This is a genomic window from Bradyrhizobium sp. USDA 4503 (genome assembly GCF_054055815.1).
This window is the reverse complement of the sequence record NZ_JBSRXS010000001.1, coordinates 3,340,298-3,355,521: the sequence shown is the minus strand read 5'-3', so window position 1 is coordinate 3,355,521 and position 15,224 is coordinate 3,340,298. Positions and strand designations below refer to the sequence as shown.

18 protein-coding genes are annotated in these 15,224 nt (G+C 64.8%); 7 read left to right on the top strand and 11 right to left on the bottom strand.

The window, feature by feature from the left end; translation table 11 throughout:
- The first annotated feature begins 157 nt into the window (after nt 1–157).
- Nucleotides 158–1,870, top strand: coding sequence for a sulfatase-like hydrolase/transferase (locus tag ACVMIH_RS16430; RefSeq protein ID WP_456862508.1), 1,713 nt, complete (start codon nt 158–160; stop codon nt 1,868–1,870).
- Nucleotides 1,871–1,969: 99 nt separating this feature from the next.
- Here ACVMIH_RS16430 and ACVMIH_RS16425 read toward each other — a convergent pair whose 3' ends face one another.
- The 3 genes from ACVMIH_RS16425 to ACVMIH_RS16415 all read right to left on the bottom strand — a co-directional run bounded on the left by ACVMIH_RS16425 (nt 1,970) and on the right by ACVMIH_RS16415 (nt 4,677).
- On the bottom strand, nt 1,970–3,529 hold the full coding sequence (locus tag ACVMIH_RS16425; protein WP_076824280.1) for a glycine betaine ABC transporter substrate-binding protein: 1,560 nt from the start codon (nt 3,527–3,529) through the stop codon (nt 1,970–1,972).
- On the bottom strand, nt 3,526–4,314 hold the full coding sequence (locus ACVMIH_RS16420) for an ATP-binding cassette domain-containing protein (protein ID WP_076824282.1): 789 nt from the start codon (nt 4,312–4,314) through the stop codon (nt 3,526–3,528). The genes ACVMIH_RS16425 and ACVMIH_RS16420 overlap by 4 nt, the downstream gene beginning before the upstream one ends.
- Before the next feature lie 147 nt (nt 4,315–4,461).
- Nucleotides 4,462–4,677 carry a hypothetical protein gene (locus tag ACVMIH_RS16415; protein ID WP_016844293.1) on the bottom strand — a complete coding sequence of 72 codons (216 nt, stop codon included), beginning with the start codon at nt 4,675–4,677 and terminating at the stop codon, nt 4,462–4,464.
- Between the two features lie 230 nt (nt 4,678–4,907).
- On the opposite strand from ACVMIH_RS16415, the gene ACVMIH_RS16410 reads away from it, so the two are divergent.
- From ACVMIH_RS16410 to ACVMIH_RS16395, 4 genes are all read left to right on the top strand, one after another.
- Nucleotides 4,908–5,744 carry a hypothetical protein gene (locus ACVMIH_RS16410; protein ID WP_026193124.1) on the top strand — a complete coding sequence of 279 codons (837 nt, stop codon included), beginning with the start codon at nt 4,908–4,910 and terminating at the stop codon, nt 5,742–5,744.
- Between the two features lie 151 nt (nt 5,745–5,895).
- The gene (locus ACVMIH_RS16405) at nt 5,896–6,567 is read left to right on the top strand and encodes a hypothetical protein (protein ID WP_229190056.1); all 672 of its coding nucleotides are present in this window, start codon (nt 5,896–5,898) and stop codon (nt 6,565–6,567) included.
- A gap of 39 nt (nt 6,568–6,606) precedes the next feature.
- Nucleotides 6,607–6,879, top strand: coding sequence for a DUF3551 domain-containing protein (locus ACVMIH_RS16400; protein ID WP_076824284.1), 273 nt, complete (start codon nt 6,607–6,609; stop codon nt 6,877–6,879).
- 115 nt (nt 6,880–6,994) lie between these two features.
- Complete coding sequence (locus tag ACVMIH_RS16395; RefSeq protein ID WP_016844297.1) at nt 6,995–7,267, top strand: DUF3551 domain-containing protein; 273 nt, start codon at nt 6,995–6,997, stop codon at nt 7,265–7,267.
- A gap of 24 nt (nt 7,268–7,291) precedes the next feature.
- Here the strand turns inward: ACVMIH_RS16395 and ACVMIH_RS16390 are convergent, their stop codons facing one another.
- The 7 genes from ACVMIH_RS16390 to ACVMIH_RS16360 are packed head-to-tail and all read right to left on the bottom strand — an operon-like array spanning nt 7,292 to nt 13,213.
- Complete coding sequence (locus ACVMIH_RS16390) at nt 7,292–8,491, bottom strand: FAD-dependent monooxygenase (protein ID WP_141341378.1); 1,200 nt, start codon at nt 8,489–8,491, stop codon at nt 7,292–7,294.
- A gap of 10 nt (nt 8,492–8,501) precedes the next feature.
- On the bottom strand, nt 8,502–8,897 hold the full coding sequence (locus ACVMIH_RS16385) for a hypothetical protein (protein ID WP_076824287.1): 396 nt from the start codon (nt 8,895–8,897) through the stop codon (nt 8,502–8,504).
- A gap of 23 nt (nt 8,898–8,920) precedes the next feature.
- The gene (locus ACVMIH_RS16380) at nt 8,921–9,115 is read right to left on the bottom strand and encodes an SH3 domain-containing protein (protein WP_028342366.1); all 195 of its coding nucleotides are present in this window, start codon (nt 9,113–9,115) and stop codon (nt 8,921–8,923) included.
- Between the two features lie 27 nt (nt 9,116–9,142).
- Nucleotides 9,143–9,736, bottom strand: coding sequence for a 3-phenylpropionate/cinnamic acid dioxygenase subunit beta (locus tag ACVMIH_RS16375; protein WP_141341381.1), 594 nt, complete (start codon nt 9,734–9,736; stop codon nt 9,143–9,145).
- A gap of 32 nt (nt 9,737–9,768) precedes the next feature.
- The gene (locus ACVMIH_RS16370; RefSeq protein WP_076824289.1) at nt 9,769–10,575 is read right to left on the bottom strand and encodes an SDR family NAD(P)-dependent oxidoreductase; all 807 of its coding nucleotides are present in this window, start codon (nt 10,573–10,575) and stop codon (nt 9,769–9,771) included.
- Nucleotides 10,572–11,921 (bottom strand): aromatic ring-hydroxylating oxygenase subunit alpha, encoded by a 1,350-nt coding sequence (locus ACVMIH_RS16365; protein ID WP_076824291.1) that lies wholly within the window; start codon nt 11,919–11,921, stop codon nt 10,572–10,574. Before ACVMIH_RS16365 ends, ACVMIH_RS16370 begins: the two co-directional genes overlap by 4 nt.
- 56 nt (nt 11,922–11,977) lie before the next feature.
- Nucleotides 11,978–13,213 (bottom strand): ABC transporter substrate-binding protein, encoded by a 1,236-nt coding sequence (locus tag ACVMIH_RS16360; protein ID WP_076824293.1) that lies wholly within the window; start codon nt 13,211–13,213, stop codon nt 11,978–11,980.
- 131 nt (nt 13,214–13,344) lie between these two features.
- Between ACVMIH_RS16360 and ACVMIH_RS16355 the strand changes: the two genes are divergently transcribed.
- A complete protein-coding gene (locus ACVMIH_RS16355) occupies nt 13,345–14,142 on the top strand; it encodes an IclR family transcriptional regulator (protein ID WP_057015063.1) in 798 nt (265 codons plus the stop codon).
- On the opposite strand, the gene ACVMIH_RS16350 is transcribed toward ACVMIH_RS16355, so the two are convergent.
- The gene (locus ACVMIH_RS16350; protein ID WP_057015111.1) at nt 14,118–15,041 is read right to left on the bottom strand and encodes a ketopantoate reductase family protein; all 924 of its coding nucleotides are present in this window, start codon (nt 15,039–15,041) and stop codon (nt 14,118–14,120) included. The genes ACVMIH_RS16355 and ACVMIH_RS16350 overlap by 25 nt on opposite strands.
- On the opposite strand from ACVMIH_RS16350, the gene ACVMIH_RS16345 reads away from it, so the two are divergent.
- Complete coding sequence (locus ACVMIH_RS16345) at nt 15,040–15,207, top strand: hypothetical protein (RefSeq protein ID WP_168857129.1); 168 nt, start codon at nt 15,040–15,042, stop codon at nt 15,205–15,207. The genes ACVMIH_RS16350 and ACVMIH_RS16345 overlap by 2 nt on opposite strands.
- Nucleotides 15,208–15,224 lie beyond the last annotated feature (17 nt).

Below are 15,224 nucleotides of genomic sequence, written 5' to 3'. Positions count from 1 at the left end.
CTGCCGCGGCCAGGCTTGGGCAGGCAAATTCATTGCGCGTTCATGACGATTCAATTACGGTTTTGTGACGCGGCCCAGACACCGGCTGTGCCGCATGCCTCCTGGCCGTTGCCAGTCAAGGCGGTGGCATTGCGCCGGGTTGTATTGCGTCCCGCCCATGGCGCCCGCGCCTCAGCAGAACTCCTCCGTTGCCGCACTGGCCGGCGGTCTTGCCGCGCTTGGCATCTGGCGGTTGATGGCGGTCGCGGCACCGCATTTCGGCGCGCTGATTCTGATGCTGCGCACCGAGACCGATTTCGGCTCGCGGCTTTGCTTCCTGCTCACCTGGGGAATCCTGAACTTCCTGTTCATCGCGCTGCTGCGCCGGCCGGCGCTGTCGGGCGCGCTGTCGCTGACACTGGTCGTGGTCTTGGTGCTGCTGTCGCGCTTCAAGCACGACGTGGTGCAGATGACCGCGAACTTCGTCGACCTGATGGTGATCGACCGCGACACCGCGGCGTTCCTGCTGACGATCTTCCCGAGCCTGCGCTGGTCGATCATCGGCGCCGGCCTCGTCACGCTGCCCCTGATGTACGCGCTGTGGTGGCTCGATCCGTTCCGCATTCGCCGGCTGCCGGCTGCGGCGGCCTGCCTCGCCTGCACCGCGGCGCTCTCGGGTTATGCCTTCGCCTGGCCGGATGAAGCCTGGCGCGGCTATTACGACGACGGCTACCTCTCGAAGTTCGCGCGCTCCGGCGTCACGGCCGTGTCCGATTTCGTCGCCTACGGCTTTATGGAGTCGGATCCGACCGCGAGCGATCAGCTCAAGATGCCCCTGGTCGATGCCTGTCATCCCGCCGGGCGGCGGCCGAACATCATCATGATCCATGATGAATCGAGTTTCGACATCCGCGCCGCCTCCGGCGTCAAGGTGCCGCCGGGCTATGGCAGCCAGTTCAAGTCCTACGACGGCGTCGTGCGCAAATTCCTTGCCGAGAGCAATGGCGGGCCGAGCTGGTTCACCGAGTACAACGTGCTTGCGGGATTGTCCTCGCGCTCGTTCGGCCGGTTCTCCTATTTCGTCACCCGCATCGCATCGGGGCGCGTGGAGCGCGGCCTGCCGTTGGCGCTGCGCCGCTGCGGCTACGACACGCTCTCGCTCTATCCCGCATTCGGCGCCTTCATGAGCGCGCGCAACTTCCAGACCACGACCGGCATCCAGCGCTTCTACGACGCGCATGACCTGCATGCGAAGGATGTCGAGCCCGACAGCTTCTTCTACGACAAGGCGCTGAAGCTGATGGCCGAGCAGAAGACGTCAGGCACGCCGCTGTTCGCCTTCGTCTATCTCGCCGCCAATCATTTCCCCTGGGAAACCAAATTCCGTCCCGAGTTGCTGCCGTCGTGGAAGCGGCCGGGCAATACGCCCGCGGTCGACGAATATCTGCGCCGGCAGGCGATGAGCGCTGGCGACTATGCCGGCTTCGTCGCGGCGCTGAAGAAGAAGTTTCCGGCGCAGCCTTTCCTGATCGTGCGTTACGGCGATCATCAGCCGGAATTCTCGCCGCAGCTGCTCGATCCCGATCTCGACGAGGCCGGCATCGGCAAGAAGCTGATGGATTACGATCCGCGCTATTACGCGACCTACTATGCGATCGACGCCGTCAACTTCGAACCCGTGAAGAGCCCGGCGGTGATGGACACGATCGACGCCGCCTATCTGCCGCTGGTGATTCAGGAAGCCGCGGGCATTCCGCTCGACCCGTCGTTCGAGGAGCAGAAGGCGATCATGCTTCGCTGCAACGGCGCATTCTATTCCTGCAAGGACGGCGCAGAAGCACGCCGCTTCAATCGCCTGTTGATCGACGCGGGGATCATCAAGGGATTGTGAGACGTCGTCATTGCGAGGAGCGTAGCGACGAAGCAATCAATCTTTCCTCGCATGCGGAGAGGTGGATTGCTGCGCTTCGCTCGCAATGAAGGCGAGAGGCTATTTTCCGCCGACCTTCCCCCACAGCCAGCGCGCCACGGCGTCGGGCGACGATGATGCGTCGTTGCCCGACGCGCGCAAATTCGCCTCGCGCATCCCGGCGATATCGATCTTGCCGAGCAGCGGCCGCAGCGCCGCCTTGAGCGCCTCGTCGTCGCGCCGCTTTGGCGACAGCAGGACGATGGCGTCATAGGGCGGGATGGCGTGCCTGTTGTCCTCGAGCGTGACAAGATCGTATTTCGCGATCAATCCGTCGCTGGTGTAGCCCGCGATCACGTCGACCTCGCCGGAGGCAACAGCCGCATACATGAAATCCGGCTGCATCTGACGCTGGGCGCGGAACGTCAGCCCATAAGCCTTCTGGATGCCGGTCCATTCCGGCCGCGAGAAGAATTCATAGTCTCCGGCGATCGACATCGTCGCCGCGCGTGACGCGAGGTCGGCGATCGAATGGATGCCGAGCTCTTCGGCGCGCTTCCTCGGCATCACCAGCGTATAGGCATTCTCGAAGCCGAGCTCGCCGAACAGCGTGATGTCTTGCTTCGCCAGCGTTGTCTGCAATTCGCCCAACAGCTCGGCGCGGGGCTTGATGTCGGTGTGGTGGAACTGGTTGGCCCACAGCGTTCCGGAATAGTCGACATAGACATCGATATCGCCGGCCGCGAGCGCGTCGAAGATCACGTTGGAGCCGAGGCCGGCGCGGGTCGTGGCCGGAAGGCCCGCCGCCTGTAGCCGCTGCGCGATCAACGCCGACAGCACATATTGCTCGGTAAAAGTCTTGGCGCCGACCACGATGCCCGCATGCGGGCGCGCGATCGCGGGCACCACCGTCGCCGCGATCAAGGCGGCAATACCGAGCCCGCCGAGTGCCGTCCGGATGCGGCTGCGATTCCGCAGGCCGTTCTCGATCAGCGCCAGCAATTGGTCAACCACAAGCGCGAGCACGGCCGCAGCGAAACAGCCGAACAGCACGAACACCCAGTTCTGGGTCTGCAATCCCGCGAAGATGTAGTTGCCGAGGCTGGTCTGGCCGATCGGCGTCGACAAGGTGGCGGTGCCGATTACCCATACCGCCGCGGTGCGGATTCCGGCCATCATCACCGGCAGCGCCAGCGGCAGCTCGACCATGGTGAGCGATTGCCGCGGCGTCATGCCGACGCCCTGGGCGGCTTCCAGCACCGCCGGATCGACCCCGGACAGGCCGGTGATGGTGTTGCGCAACACCGGCAGCATCGAATAGAGCGCGAGCGCCAGCACGGCGGGCAGGAAGCCGAAGGCGGAGAAGCTGAAGCCGAGCCACGCTGCGGTCAACGCGGCGAGCGCCAGCAGCAGCGGATAGAACAATGCGAGCAGCGCGAGACCGGGCACGGTCTGCACGATGCTGGCAAGCCCGAGCAACGTCGTGCGCAGCACCGGCCGGTTACGAGCGATGATCGCAAGCGGCAGGCTGATCAGGAGCCCGAGCGCCAGCGCGGCGACGCTGACCCGCACATGATTGCCGAGATAGTCGGGCAGATGGGAAAGCGCCTCGCTCCAGCGCGGATCGGCCGATAGAGTCATGCCGTGTCGCCCCGCGGCAGCAAAGCGCCCAGGCGTTCCGCCTGCCGCCGCGGCGTGCGCATCAGTTCGCCGACATAGCCGTCGGTGCTGGCCGAGAGCTCCGCCGGCGTGCCCTGGGCCAGCAGCCTGCCGCCGCGCATCACCGCGACACGATCGGCCAGCAGCAACGCCTCGGTCATGTCGTGGGTGATCATGACCGTGGTCAGGCCGAGCTCGCGGTGCAGCGTTCGATAATCGTCGCCGAGCGCGTCGCGGGTGAGGGGATCAAGCGCGCCGAACGGCTCGTCCATCAGCACGATGCGCGGCTTCGCAGCCAGCGCACGCGCGACGCCTATGCGTTGACGCTGGCCGCCGGAGAGTTCGTGCGGCAAACGCTCGCGATATTGTGAGTTGTCGAGCCGCACAAGGTCGAGCAGTTCATCGACCCGCGCCGAGATCTCCGCCTGCGTCCAGCCGAGCAGATGTGGCGTGATGCCGATGTTGTCGGCGACGGACAGATGCGGAAACAGCCCACCGCTCTGGAAGACATAGCCGATGCGGCGCCGCAGCAGGATCGGGTCGATGCGGCTGACATCCTCACCCTCGACCGCGATCCGGCCGTGGTCGGCTTCGATCAGGCGATTGGCGAGCCTCAGCAGCGTCGTCTTGCCGGAGCCCGAGCCGCCGACGATCGCCAGGAATTCACCCTCGGCCACGTCAAGCGAGACGTCGTCGACCGCCACCACGCGACCACTGTCAAAACTCTTGCCGACATGCGCATAGGCAATCAGCGGCGTTGCGGGCATTCCAGGGCGACCTCATGTCTCACCGTCGTTAACGACAGTGATAGCCCATAAATTGGACTTTGACTCGAGGCGCGGGCGCCTGCGCGGTGGTTTCGCAGGCTGTTCCGGTCGAAGCGGGTCAGCCCCGTCCGAGGCTGTGAGCACACATCACACTTCGTTCTTGGGTACGTACTTGCCCATGATGCATTTATAGCTCTGCAGGTGCCATTCGTGATACGGCCCCTTGGCGAGCCAATCGGCGATGCCGATCTGCGCATTCACTGCGCAGGCGCCCATGGTGATGCCGGATTGGTCACTGGTGGTGACGACCTTTTCCATGCAGAGTTGAGCATTGCAGAGGATGGCGACGAGCGTAACGAGCATGACGGCCTTTATCAGTGGGGTTAACCCGGTCTGACCCGAATCATGCAGGGTTCATGCCACTATCGGCAGCTCTGGCGTCGCAGCCGACAAGACCGGGAAAGTACGGCCGGAGCGAATCGTCACGGCCGTCAGCGCGTAGCCGCACGCCCGTAGATACGCTATAGTCGCTGCCCAACTACGGCGTGAGATCGGGGCGAGCGAGGAACGTTGCGCGGTCGGGGGCTGCATCGATGATGACGTTACCTGAGTTGGCGGCAGGTGCTTTGGAGAAGTTTCTCGCCACGCATGTCAGCCGCACCTTCGGCGCTTCGCAGGCGCGCTTCGGCGAACTCCTGCCGGCCGCCGCGCGCATCGCGCTGGAATGCATCGGCAACAGCGACGCGCTCTACCACAATGTCGAGCACACCATGCTGGTCACGCTCGCCGGGCATGACATCATCCGCGGCCGCGCGCTGCACACCCACGTCACCGCCGAAGATTACACCCACACCATCATCGCCTGCCTGACTCACGACATCGGCTATGTGCGCGGTCTTTTGAAAGGCGATGGACCCGATGGCTACGTCATCGATGCCTCCGGCAACAAGGTGGTGCTGCCGCGTGGCTCGTCGGATGCCGGCCTGATGCCGTATCATGTCGACCGCTCGAAGCTGTATGTGCTCGACAGGCTCGAGGCCGTCCTTCCACTCGATCGCGAGCGCGTCGCGCGCAACATCGAGGGCACGCGGTTTCCGGCGCCCGAAGGCCAGCAATATGACGATGAGGCGTCGATCGTCCGGGCGGCCGATTTCATCGGTCAGCTCGGCGATCCCAACTATATCAGGAAGGCCAACGCGCTCTATCACGAGTTCGAGGAGGTCGGCATCAACCGCCAGCTCGGCTATGAGTCGCCGGCCGATATCGTCGACCGCTATCCGCAATTCTACTGGAACATGGTTGCGCCGCACATTCAGGGCGCCATCAACTGCCTGAACATGACGGCAAGCGGCCGCCAGTGGATCGCGAACCTCTATAGCAACGTGTTCCGCGCCGAGCGCGAGGTGACGCTGTCCGGCCCGCAAATCTGACGCCGCGGCCTTTCAGCACGGATTGTGCTGCGTTCCCCAGCCGTTCGCGTGGTGTCCACATTTAGGCCTGCTTCGTCGTTGCACAGTCCATGGAAATCAGCGACCTTGCGCCATGGATCCCTCCAGCGACCGTGTTTTCGACCGTTTCAGCATGATCTCCCGTTTCGCTCAATTGATTGCGGCTGCCGTCCTCTGCTGGCCGGCGCTCGCCGTTGCCGCCGGTCCGGTCTACGACGTCGATCTGTACGCGTTGATGTCCGGCACTTGCCGCAACGTCACCGTCGCCGGCCGCAGCTACACCTGCAAGGCGGTCGCCTATTTCCACACCCTGCGCGGCCGTTCCGAATTCACCGTGGTGCTCGACGATCCCGCCGACAAGAGCCACATCATCTCGTTCTCCGGCGAGAGCACCGAGCGCACCCAGGACAATCTGTTCGAGCTCGCGGTCGACCGCATGTTGCTGAAGTCGAGCGACCGCCCGCGGGTGGATGGTCTGCCGGTGCCGCTGGTCGAGATGTCGACGGGCTCATGCCGTCAGGTCGGAAGCTTCATCACGCGGCAGGTGTCCACCATCACCTGCGCCGCCACCGACCAGAACGGCAAGAAATACGAGCTGAGCTTCGAGTCGGACGGCTCGCCGATGACGTTGCGGCGGTTGCGGCAATCGACGCTGCCGTCCGAACGGCAGCGGGCGCGCCAGATCGCGCAGCTCGAATGCCGTCTCAAGGCGCGCGCCGCGCAAGTGCTGCCGCGGGACACGACGGCCTTCATGATCCGCTGCCTCGGTGAGGGCGACGGCAAGCCGGCCGACGAGCAACGATAGCCGGGCCCTGCGTTCCGGACGAGGCTTGAGGAGAATTCGATGCGTTTGAAACTCATCATCATCGCCGCCGTCGGCGTTTGCATCGCCGGGCCCGCCGCCGCACAGATGTACGATCCGAACTATCCAGTGTGCCTGGAAGTCTATGGCGGCAGGCTGACGCCCGAGTATATCGATTGCAGCTACACGTCGCTTCCGCAGTGTCAGGCGACGGCCTCGGGGCGCTCCGCGACGTGTTCGGTCAATCCGTTCTACAAAGGTCCGAAAAAGCCGCCAAAGCAACGGGGGCAGCGACAACGCCAGTCCGCCAACTAGCGCGCTCAGGCTTGCCGCCTGCCGTCGCTCAAGACTGTATGGCCGTCGTGTCCCCAGTGCGGTTGACTAACTCCGGCAGTTGTGAGGAAACGGTCCGAGCAATAAGGAGAATCCGATGCGCCTGAAACTTTTCGCGATCGCTGCGTTCGCGGTCGCGCTGGCCCGACCTGCCGCCGGACAGGCCTATGATCCGAACTATCCGGTCTGTTTGCATCTCTATAACGGGCCGATGGCCGGAGACCACATCGATTGCAGCTACACCTCGATCCCGCAGTGTCAGGCGACGGCATCGGGTCTCTCTGCGATGTGCATCGTCAATCCCTTTTTCGCTCCTCCGCCACCACCGCCGGAACGTCCGGTGCGCCGCGGACGCCATCCCGTTCAGTGAGGCGGGCCCGCGAAACTCGTCCCGTCAAAGTGGCACACGCAAGGCATTGTAGGTGAACAGCCAATCATAGCGCTCGCGCACCCGGTCCGGCTGCCATTCGCGCGAGACATATGCGTCGGCGCCTTCGGCGTCGGCAAGCGCGGGATTATGGAAGCGCCTGGCATTCTCGGCCGACTTCATCACGATCGCGTTCGTCCGCGTCAGCCGTGCGGTCTGGTAGCGCTGCAGTGCTTCGTCGGGCGGGAAGCCTTCAAGACAGCGCGCCAGCACCATGCCGTCCTCGATCGCCATGTTGGCGCCCTGGGCCAGGAATGGCAGTGTTGGATGCGCGGCGTCGCCGAGCAGGCAGGCGCGCCTGACGACGAAGCGATCGAGCGGGTCGCGGCCGAGCAGCGCCCATTTGTAGGGAATATCGAGGCTCGCGATAATGGTGTGGATCTGCGGATTCCATCCGGCAAAGGCTCCGCTGCAGGCCTCGCGCGTGCCGCGTTCGGTCCACGATTCGACCGACCAGCTCTCACCCTCGAAGATGCCGACGAAGTTCAACAGCTCGCCGCGGCGAACCGGATAGGTGATGACGTGGCCGCCCGGGCCGATCCAGTTGGTGCCGACGTCCCGTTGCAGGCTCGCCGGTAGCCGTTCCATCGGCACTAGGCCGCGCCAGGCGGCCACGCCCGAGAAGAACGGTTTGGTGTCGCCGCCGATCTGCCGGCGAATTTCGGAGTGCACGCCGTCGGCGCCGACCACGACGTCGCCGCGCCGACGCTCGCCATTGGCAAGGTGCAGCCAGATGCCGTCGTCGTCCTGGTCAAATCCGGTGCAGCGGCTGCCGAGATGCAGGCGCCCCGGCGCCCGAGCCGTGAATGCGTCGACCAGCACGCGGTGAAAGTCGCCGCGATGCACCATCCAGTAGGGCGCGCCATAGATCGCGCGCGAGGAGGCGCCGAGGTCGAATAGTTTCCAGGTCCTCCCGGTGCTGAACAGCCTGATCTCCTTGCCCGAGGGCTCGCAGGCGATCGCCTGCATCTCTTGCTCAAGCCCGAGCGCGATCAGGACGCGTGTGCCGTTGGCGCTGAGCTGGACACCGGCGCCGAGCTCGCGCAGCTCGGACGCCTGCTCGAAGATCTCGACCTCGATGCCACGCTGCAGCAGCGACAATCCGGCGACAAGGCCGCCGATCCCGGCGCCGGCAATCAGGACCTTTGGCCTGCGGTGTGTACTCACGCGAACTCCGCTATCTGCGCGTGATCAGGAAGTCGTCGGTGAATTCGCCGCGCGACAGCTTGACCGGGATCTCGCCGACGCTGCCGATCTCGACGATCTCCGAGCCGGACTTGTTATCCTGAGGGGTTAACAGCTCGATGCGCTCGGCGATCCGCTCCGCCTGCCAATCGGTCAGTTTCCAGGCAAAGCGGCCGCCGAGATCGCGCATGCCGAATTCGTCGTCGGCAGGCGCCAGCACCAGCGCGTCGCGCGAGACGGCGCCGGGAATCCGCTCCGCGACGGCAATGGTCTGCGGGTCCTCGGCAAAGCGCCGCAGCAGCATTGCCAGGGCGGCGAGATCGGCAGATTCGCCGAGGAACAGGAACAGCGGATGAAAATCGCTCGGCATGTATTCAAATCGCAGCATGATCGTCGGTCCGTTGACTGGGACTACTCGCTGAGCACCTTGATGACGTCCTGGGCGTGGCACAGCTCCACCGTGCCAACGTCGGCGGGCCGGGCAGGGCACTCCAGATAGCGCACCTGCAGCCACTGGCCATCGTCCATGTTCTCCACCACTTCGGCGACGACGCCGGCCTCCAGTTTCAGCCGCGTCCCCACCTTGATCGCCATCACGTCAATCATCGCTACCCTTGCAATCCTTGGACGCGCTCAAAAGAACGTCGTGAGATTCTTGGCCAGCAGGATACTCTGTTCAAGCAATATCTCGCGCCGCGCGATCTTCCAGCCAGTGTCGGTCAAGCGCAGCGCGTCGTTGCGGCGGCCGACGAAGATGTAGGTCTCGTACTCGACGCGGTTCTGGTAGACGAGGAAGCGGCTGGTGACGTCGAGCTCGCGCGCCGCCTCGATATCCGGCCGCGCGCCCTTGATCTGCACATTGCTGACCATGTGCGTGATGCGCGACAGCGGCTCCTCGGCATAGTGCACCCCGGTCAGGATCTGCTCGACCCGTTTGGTCAATGTCCATTTGTCCTCGTCGAACCAGCTGATGCCTTCGCCGCGTTTGGTATTCTCGCGCGCAGCTTGCTGGCCGAACTTCACGTTGCGGCGGATCGGCATGAAATAGCTGATGTCGTCGGTGAGTAGCTCGAGCCAGTCGCGGAAGCGACGGTCGTCGAGCAAATCGGCCTCGTGGTAGTAGAAATCCTCGACATCGGCCTTCAGCCGGTAGTAGGCCGCCGATCGCTCGATCGCGGCGTTGCCGGCGTGTTGTTGTTGGTCCTGATCCTGAACGGTCGTCGTCATCGCTATCTCCTCATCAGGCATCGCAGGGGTTGTCAGAGCGCCGGCTTGGGCGGGATCGGTCCGCCCTGCTGGGCGAAGCAGCCGACATCGATCACGGTGCCGGACAGCGTTTCGGCTTCCGGCGACAGCAGGAAGGCGACCACATTGGCGATGTCGTCACCGGCGGCGACGCGGCCCGCGGCGGTGCCCGGCGCGCCCTTGCCGAAACGCGCCGCATCGCCGCCGACACGACCGAGGCTCATGCCGCTGACGATGCCGCCGCCGCCGGGAATCACGGTGTTGACGCGAATGCGCTGGTGGAAGAAGTCGTAGGCCATCGCTGCGCTCAGCGCGACAACGCCGCCCTTGCTCGCGCTGTAGACCGCCATGTTCGGCTTGCCCCAGCCGGCGCCGGATCCGATGTTGACGATCGAGCCGCCGCCTTGCGCGATCATGTGCGGGATCGCGGCGCGGCTAGTCAGATAGGGTCCTTTCAGATTGACGGCGATGATCCGGTCGAACAGCGCCTCGTCGGTGTCGAGCACTGTGCCGAGCGGGCCGATCGCGGCGTTGTTGACGACGCCGTCGATGCGCCCGAACCGCGCCATCGTGTGGGCGACCACCTTGGCGACATCGCCGGCCCGCGATACGTCGGCTTCCATCAGTTCGGCGGAGAGGCCTTCGCGATCAAGCTCGTCGCGCAGGGCCGGAATGGCGTTCTGCGCGGTACTCGAGACCTGCGCCGCCTCGAGACCGAAGGCGACCACCGCGTGGCCGCGCCGCGCGAGGCCGAGCGTGATCGCGCGGCCGATGCCGAAGGTGCCCCCGCTGACGAGGACGGTTTTTGCGGGCGCGCTCATTCTGCGGCCTGCCGGTTGCCGGCGGGTGATCCGAGCAGTTCGTGCCAGTCGCCGCCCTGCATGTAGGTGGTCCAGCGGCGATAGAAGCCGCGCGCGATCTGCTCAGTGACTTGCGTGGAGACATCGCCGCCGAGCGGATGATCGGTGACGTAGGCGCCCATCGACTGCTGATAGTTGAAGGGATAGCGCCGCGCCACCGTGCCGGTGCTCGCCGCGGTCGCATAGAGCCAGTTCTCCATGTCGTCCTGTTCGGTCATGCCGGCGGGGCCGGAGTAGCGCATGTAGTAGCGGCGCAGATATTCCTTGGCTTCGTTCGGCGCGTCCTTGTCGACCAGGAAGAAGCGCCAGCCTTCGGTCGAGGTCGGGCTGTGCGGATGCCAGGCGCAAAGTCCGCGCGGCTGGCGGCCGTGATAGGAGGTGTTGGGGAAGATCGTGCCGACGAACGGCAGCAGCCGCGCCCCTTCGCCGAGCCGCCGCTTGCGTTCCTCGAAACAGTGCCGGAAGTATTTTTCGAGGATCGGGTTGTCGAGGAAGGACTCGATGTATTCATTGGCCTCCGGCTGGATCGCGCTGTGCACGCCATGGCCTTCCGGAAAGCTGATCCAGACGTGCTGCGCCTTCTCCAGCTCGTCGTCGCGGCGGCCCTTCTTGCCGGCGGCAGCGCTCGGGCCTATGCCGATCAGGTCAACCGAGCGATGACTCGGGTTGTGATAGGTGTCGCCGAGGAAATTCTCGGCGGCGAATTTCCAATTAGCGGGGAACACCCATTTGTGGACGCCGATCACCTCGGAGCCGCCCTCGCGGCCGTCGCGGCAGTCGAGCGCCTGGTCGAGATGGATCTTGGCATCGCCGAGATAGGTGATGAAGTCGGGCGCGTCCTTGTCCCAGGTCGCCCAGATCGAGCCCTTGTAGTTGCAGAGCTTCGCCACCGAGACCAGCGAGTTGGCCTCGCGGTCGAGCACCCCGTCATACAGCGTCCGGTGCAGCGGAACGCCCTGCAGCTTGCCGTCGGTGGTGTAGGTCCAGCTGTGATAGGGGCAGGTGAACAACGACGTGTTGCCCTGCTCGTAGCGGCACACCTTCATGCCGCGGTGCCGGCACGAATTCAGAAAGACGTGGATATCGCCTTTCTTGTCGCGGCAGAGGATCACGGATTCCTCGCCCATCCGCGAGGTGTAGAAGTCGCCGGGATTGGGCACCAGGCTTTCGTGCCCGACCAGCAGCCAGGCGCGCGTGAAGACCTTGTCGAGCTCCTGCCGATAAATATCGGCGTCCACGAAGATCTCGCGGCTGATGAAGCCACCCTTGACGTCAACAAGCTGATCGAAATCGTTGCGAAGCGGCATCGGCTCCTCCTTGATCTTGCATGCGCGACCGCGCGTCGCGGCGATAATGGTGCGTCCTACTTGTCGAGCTTGCAGCCGCCCGTTCCCTCGGGGCGGAAGGCCTTGTCGCCGGGGATGGCCGCGATCTTCTGGTAGTAGTCCCAGGGATATTTGCTCTCATCCGGCTTCTTCACGCGGTAGAGCGAGAGGTCGTAGACGACGCGGCCGTCTTTGCGGATGTGCGCGGGGCGGCCGAAGAAATCGACCGGCAGCTTGCGCATCTCGCCGTTAACCACCTTCGCCTCGTCGCTGCCGCCGGCCTCGATCGCCTTCAGATAGTGGCGCACGGCGGCGTAGGTCGCGGCCTGCAATTTGGTCGGTTCACGCTTCTCGATCTCGATGAAGCGCTTGGCGAAGGCGCGGGTGCCGTCGTCATCATCCCAGTAGTATTGGGACGCGATGTACATGCCCTGCGCGTCGCGCAGGCCGATCGAATGGACGTCGGAGATGAAGGTCAGCATGCCGACGATGGTCTGCCCGCCCTGTTGCAGGCCGAATTCGTGGGTCTGCTTCACCGCGTTGACGGTGTCGGCGCCGGTGCCGGCCAGCGCCACCACCTTGGCGCCGGAGCTCTGCGCGGCCAGCAAAAAGGATGAGAAGTCGGTGGTGTTGAAGGGATAGCGCACCGCGCCGAGCACCTTGCCGCCCGTATCGGTCACCGCGCGCGAGGCGTCCTTCACCATCGCGGTGCCGAACGAGTAATCGACCGCGACGAAGAACCATTCCTTGCCGACGCGGCGGCTCAGCTCGCCGACCAGGCCGGCCGACAGTGCGTAGGTGTCGTCGGCCCAATGCGTGACGACGGGCGAGCATTTGTCGCCGGTCAAATCGGACGTCGCGGCGCCCGAGACCAGCGCGGTGCGGTTGCTCTGCGTTGCAAGGCCGGCGACGGCGAGTCCGACCGAGCTCACGGCGAGATCGGTCACCGCGTCGACATGCTCGACGTCGAACCATTGCCGCGCGATTCCGACCGCGACGTCCGGCTTGTTCTGGTGATCCGCCGAGATGATCTCGATCGGCTTGCCCAGCACCTTGTTGTGAAAATCCTCAGCGGCAAGCTTGGCGGCGGTCACCGAGCCCGGCCCGCCGAGATCGCGGCCGCTGCCGTAGTCACCCAGCACCGCAATCCGCACTACGCCGTCCGAGATGCCTGAGCCGTCGGGTGCGGCGTACGCCAGCGGCGCTGTGAGCATCAGCGTGGCGATCGCGGCCGCGGCCCATCTGCGCGAGGTGTTTGTCTCCAGCAATTCCAATCCTCCCGTCGATTTTTCGCATGTCCATCTAGTGGACATTATTCTCATAATTTGCGATACTATCCGCGCGGGCCGCTTGGTCAAGCGCGCTGGATGCAGCGCGCCCCTGCCGATTTTGCGGATGTGGACGGATGGCAAAGAAACCGAAGGCAGAGGTTCTGGACGCGGAGCAGGGGGCGTCAGGCGTGCGGGCCGTCGACCGCGCCATCGCGATCCTGCAATGCTTCACGCCGGATCAGCCGGCGATGAGCGTGATCGAGATCCAGAAGCGGGTCGGGCTGAGCCGGCCGACGCTCTATCGCCTGCTGCAGACGCTGGCGCAGCGCGACCTGATCCAGGCCGAAGGCGACCCGCAGCGTTTCCGGTTGTCGCACGGCGTGATGAAGCTGGCCCATGTCTGGCTGAAGGGTCTCGAGGTGGTCGCGATCGCGCGCCCGGTCGTCGAAGGCCTGCGCGAGGCGACCGGCGAGACCGCAGCGTTGTTCCGCGAGCAGGACGATCGCGGCATCTGCATCCTCGAATGCGAGAGCCGTCACGTGCTCTCGATCAGCCGCGGCGTCGGCCACAGTCTGAGCCTGATCCAGGGATCGACCGGCAAGGCGATGCTGGCCTTCATGGACCCGAAGCGGCAAGCCGCGCTTCTTGCCAGCATTGCAAAGAGCGCGGACCGTGCGCGGCTCGAGGACGCGCTGACCTTTGCGCGGCGCAACGGCTATGCGACCAGCCATGGCGAGATCTTCGCCGGCGCGGTTGCCGTCTCCGCGCCTTGTTTCGATCACCGCGGCGAGGTGGTCGGTTCGGTCGGCCTCTACGGACCGAGCGCGCGCATCGACGAGCGGAAGCTATTGGAATATTCAAAGCTGGTGCGCGAGGCCGGCCGGCAGATTTCGGTTCTGCTGGGCTATCAGGACGGCGCGCCCATCGCATAGGGCTTCAACACCGCATAGAGCATGTCGTGCGTCGGCGTCGGGACGCCGAGCTTGCGGCCGAACTCGACCACCTTGCCGTTCAGCCACGGCAGTTCGAGCCGGTTGCCACGCTCGAGATCGAGCGCCATCGAGGCCTTCATCGCCGGCGGCGCGTGTCCGATGAAGTCGAGCACTTTCGTCAGCGCATCCGGCGGCAGCCTGATGCCGTTGGCGTGCGCGATGGCGATGATCTCCTCGCAAGCCGATACGAAGAGCGGGCGCAAATCGGGATCGTCGCGCAGCTTGCCGATCGGCAGCCTTGTGACCGCGGTCATGCCGGCATTGGTGGCGAGGCCGACGAACTTCATCCAGAGCTCGGTGTTGATCTGCTCGCTCAAGGTCGCGTCGAAGCCGGCCTTCAGGCAGAGATCGAGCAGCGCCTTGCCGCGCGGCGTGATGCGGCCGTCGAGCTCACCGAAGATCATGCGCATGAAGGTGCCGACCTGGTTGATGACGCCAGGCTTGATGATCGAGGCCGAGATCTGTGCCACGCCGCCCATCACCGCGTTGCGTCCCAGAATCGGGACCAGCCTGTCGGGCGCGTCGATGCCGTTCTGCAGCGGGATCACCGCGGTGTCGGGGCCGACCATCGGCCTGATGTGTTGGCCGGCGCTCTCGACGTCCCACAGCTTGACGCAGAACAGCACGATATCGACCGGGCCGACGCTTGCCGGATCGTCGGTCGCCTGGGTCGGGACCAGATGGGTTTCGCCGCGGCCACCCTGAACCTTCAGCCCCTCGCTGCGCATGGCGGCCAAATGAGCGCCGCGCGCGATAAAGGTGACGTCGGCGCCGGCATGCGCGAGCGCCGCACCAAAGCCGCCCCCGACGCCTCCGGCGCCCACCACTGCGATCCGCATGATTGTCTCCTTGTTCGTCGCTTTGGGCTGCAGCCTCGACGATGTCGGCGCAATGCGCAACCCGGTTGCGCAATTGCGCAACCCCGGCCTGTCTGAAAATCGCGTGACCACAGCCTTGTTTGCTACGCCATCTTCCTGCGTTGAACTTGCCTGCCCGAACCGCTAAGCCATCTCGGAAAGTTC

Excerpts from the sequence above, each read along its gene's own strand:
- ACVMIH_RS16430 (WP_456862508.1), top strand. The coding sequence starts at position 158 with ATGGCGCCCGCGCCTCAGCAGAACTCCTCCGTTGCCGCACTGGCCGGC.
- ACVMIH_RS16425 (WP_076824280.1), bottom strand. The coding sequence starts at position 3,529 with ATGACTCTATCGGCCGATCCGCGCTGGAGCGAGGCGCTTTCCCATCTG.
- ACVMIH_RS16420 (WP_076824282.1), bottom strand. The coding sequence starts at position 4,314 with ATGCCCGCAACGCCGCTGATTGCCTATGCGCATGTCGGCAAGAGTTTT.
- ACVMIH_RS16415 (WP_016844293.1), bottom strand. The coding sequence starts at position 4,677 with ATGCTCGTTACGCTCGTCGCCATCCTCTGCAATGCTCAACTCTGCATG.
- ACVMIH_RS16410 (WP_026193124.1), top strand. The coding sequence starts at position 4,908 with ATGATGACGTTACCTGAGTTGGCGGCAGGTGCTTTGGAGAAGTTTCTC.
- ACVMIH_RS16405 (WP_229190056.1), top strand. The coding sequence starts at position 5,896 with ATGATCTCCCGTTTCGCTCAATTGATTGCGGCTGCCGTCCTCTGCTGG.
- ACVMIH_RS16400 (WP_076824284.1), top strand. The coding sequence starts at position 6,607 with ATGCGTTTGAAACTCATCATCATCGCCGCCGTCGGCGTTTGCATCGCC.
- ACVMIH_RS16395 (WP_016844297.1), top strand. The coding sequence starts at position 6,995 with ATGCGCCTGAAACTTTTCGCGATCGCTGCGTTCGCGGTCGCGCTGGCC.
- ACVMIH_RS16385 (WP_076824287.1), bottom strand. The coding sequence starts at position 8,897 with ATGCTGCGATTTGAATACATGCCGAGCGATTTTCATCCGCTGTTCCTG.
- ACVMIH_RS16380 (WP_028342366.1), bottom strand. The coding sequence starts at position 9,115 with ATGATTGACGTGATGGCGATCAAGGTGGGGACGCGGCTGAAACTGGAG.
- ACVMIH_RS16375 (WP_141341381.1), bottom strand. The coding sequence starts at position 9,736 with ATGACGACGACCGTTCAGGATCAGGACCAACAACAACACGCCGGCAAC.
- ACVMIH_RS16370 (WP_076824289.1), bottom strand. The coding sequence starts at position 10,575 with ATGAGCGCGCCCGCAAAAACCGTCCTCGTCAGCGGGGGCACCTTCGGC.
- ACVMIH_RS16365 (WP_076824291.1), bottom strand. The coding sequence starts at position 11,921 with ATGCCGCTTCGCAACGATTTCGATCAGCTTGTTGACGTCAAGGGTGGC.
- ACVMIH_RS16355 (WP_057015063.1), top strand. The coding sequence starts at position 13,345 with ATGGCAAAGAAACCGAAGGCAGAGGTTCTGGACGCGGAGCAGGGGGCG.
- ACVMIH_RS16345 (WP_168857129.1), top strand. The coding sequence starts at position 15,040 with ATGATTGTCTCCTTGTTCGTCGCTTTGGGCTGCAGCCTCGACGATGTC.
- ACVMIH_RS16350 (WP_057015111.1), bottom strand. The coding sequence starts at position 15,041 with ATGCGGATCGCAGTGGTGGGCGCCGGAGGCGTCGGGGGCGGCTTTGGT.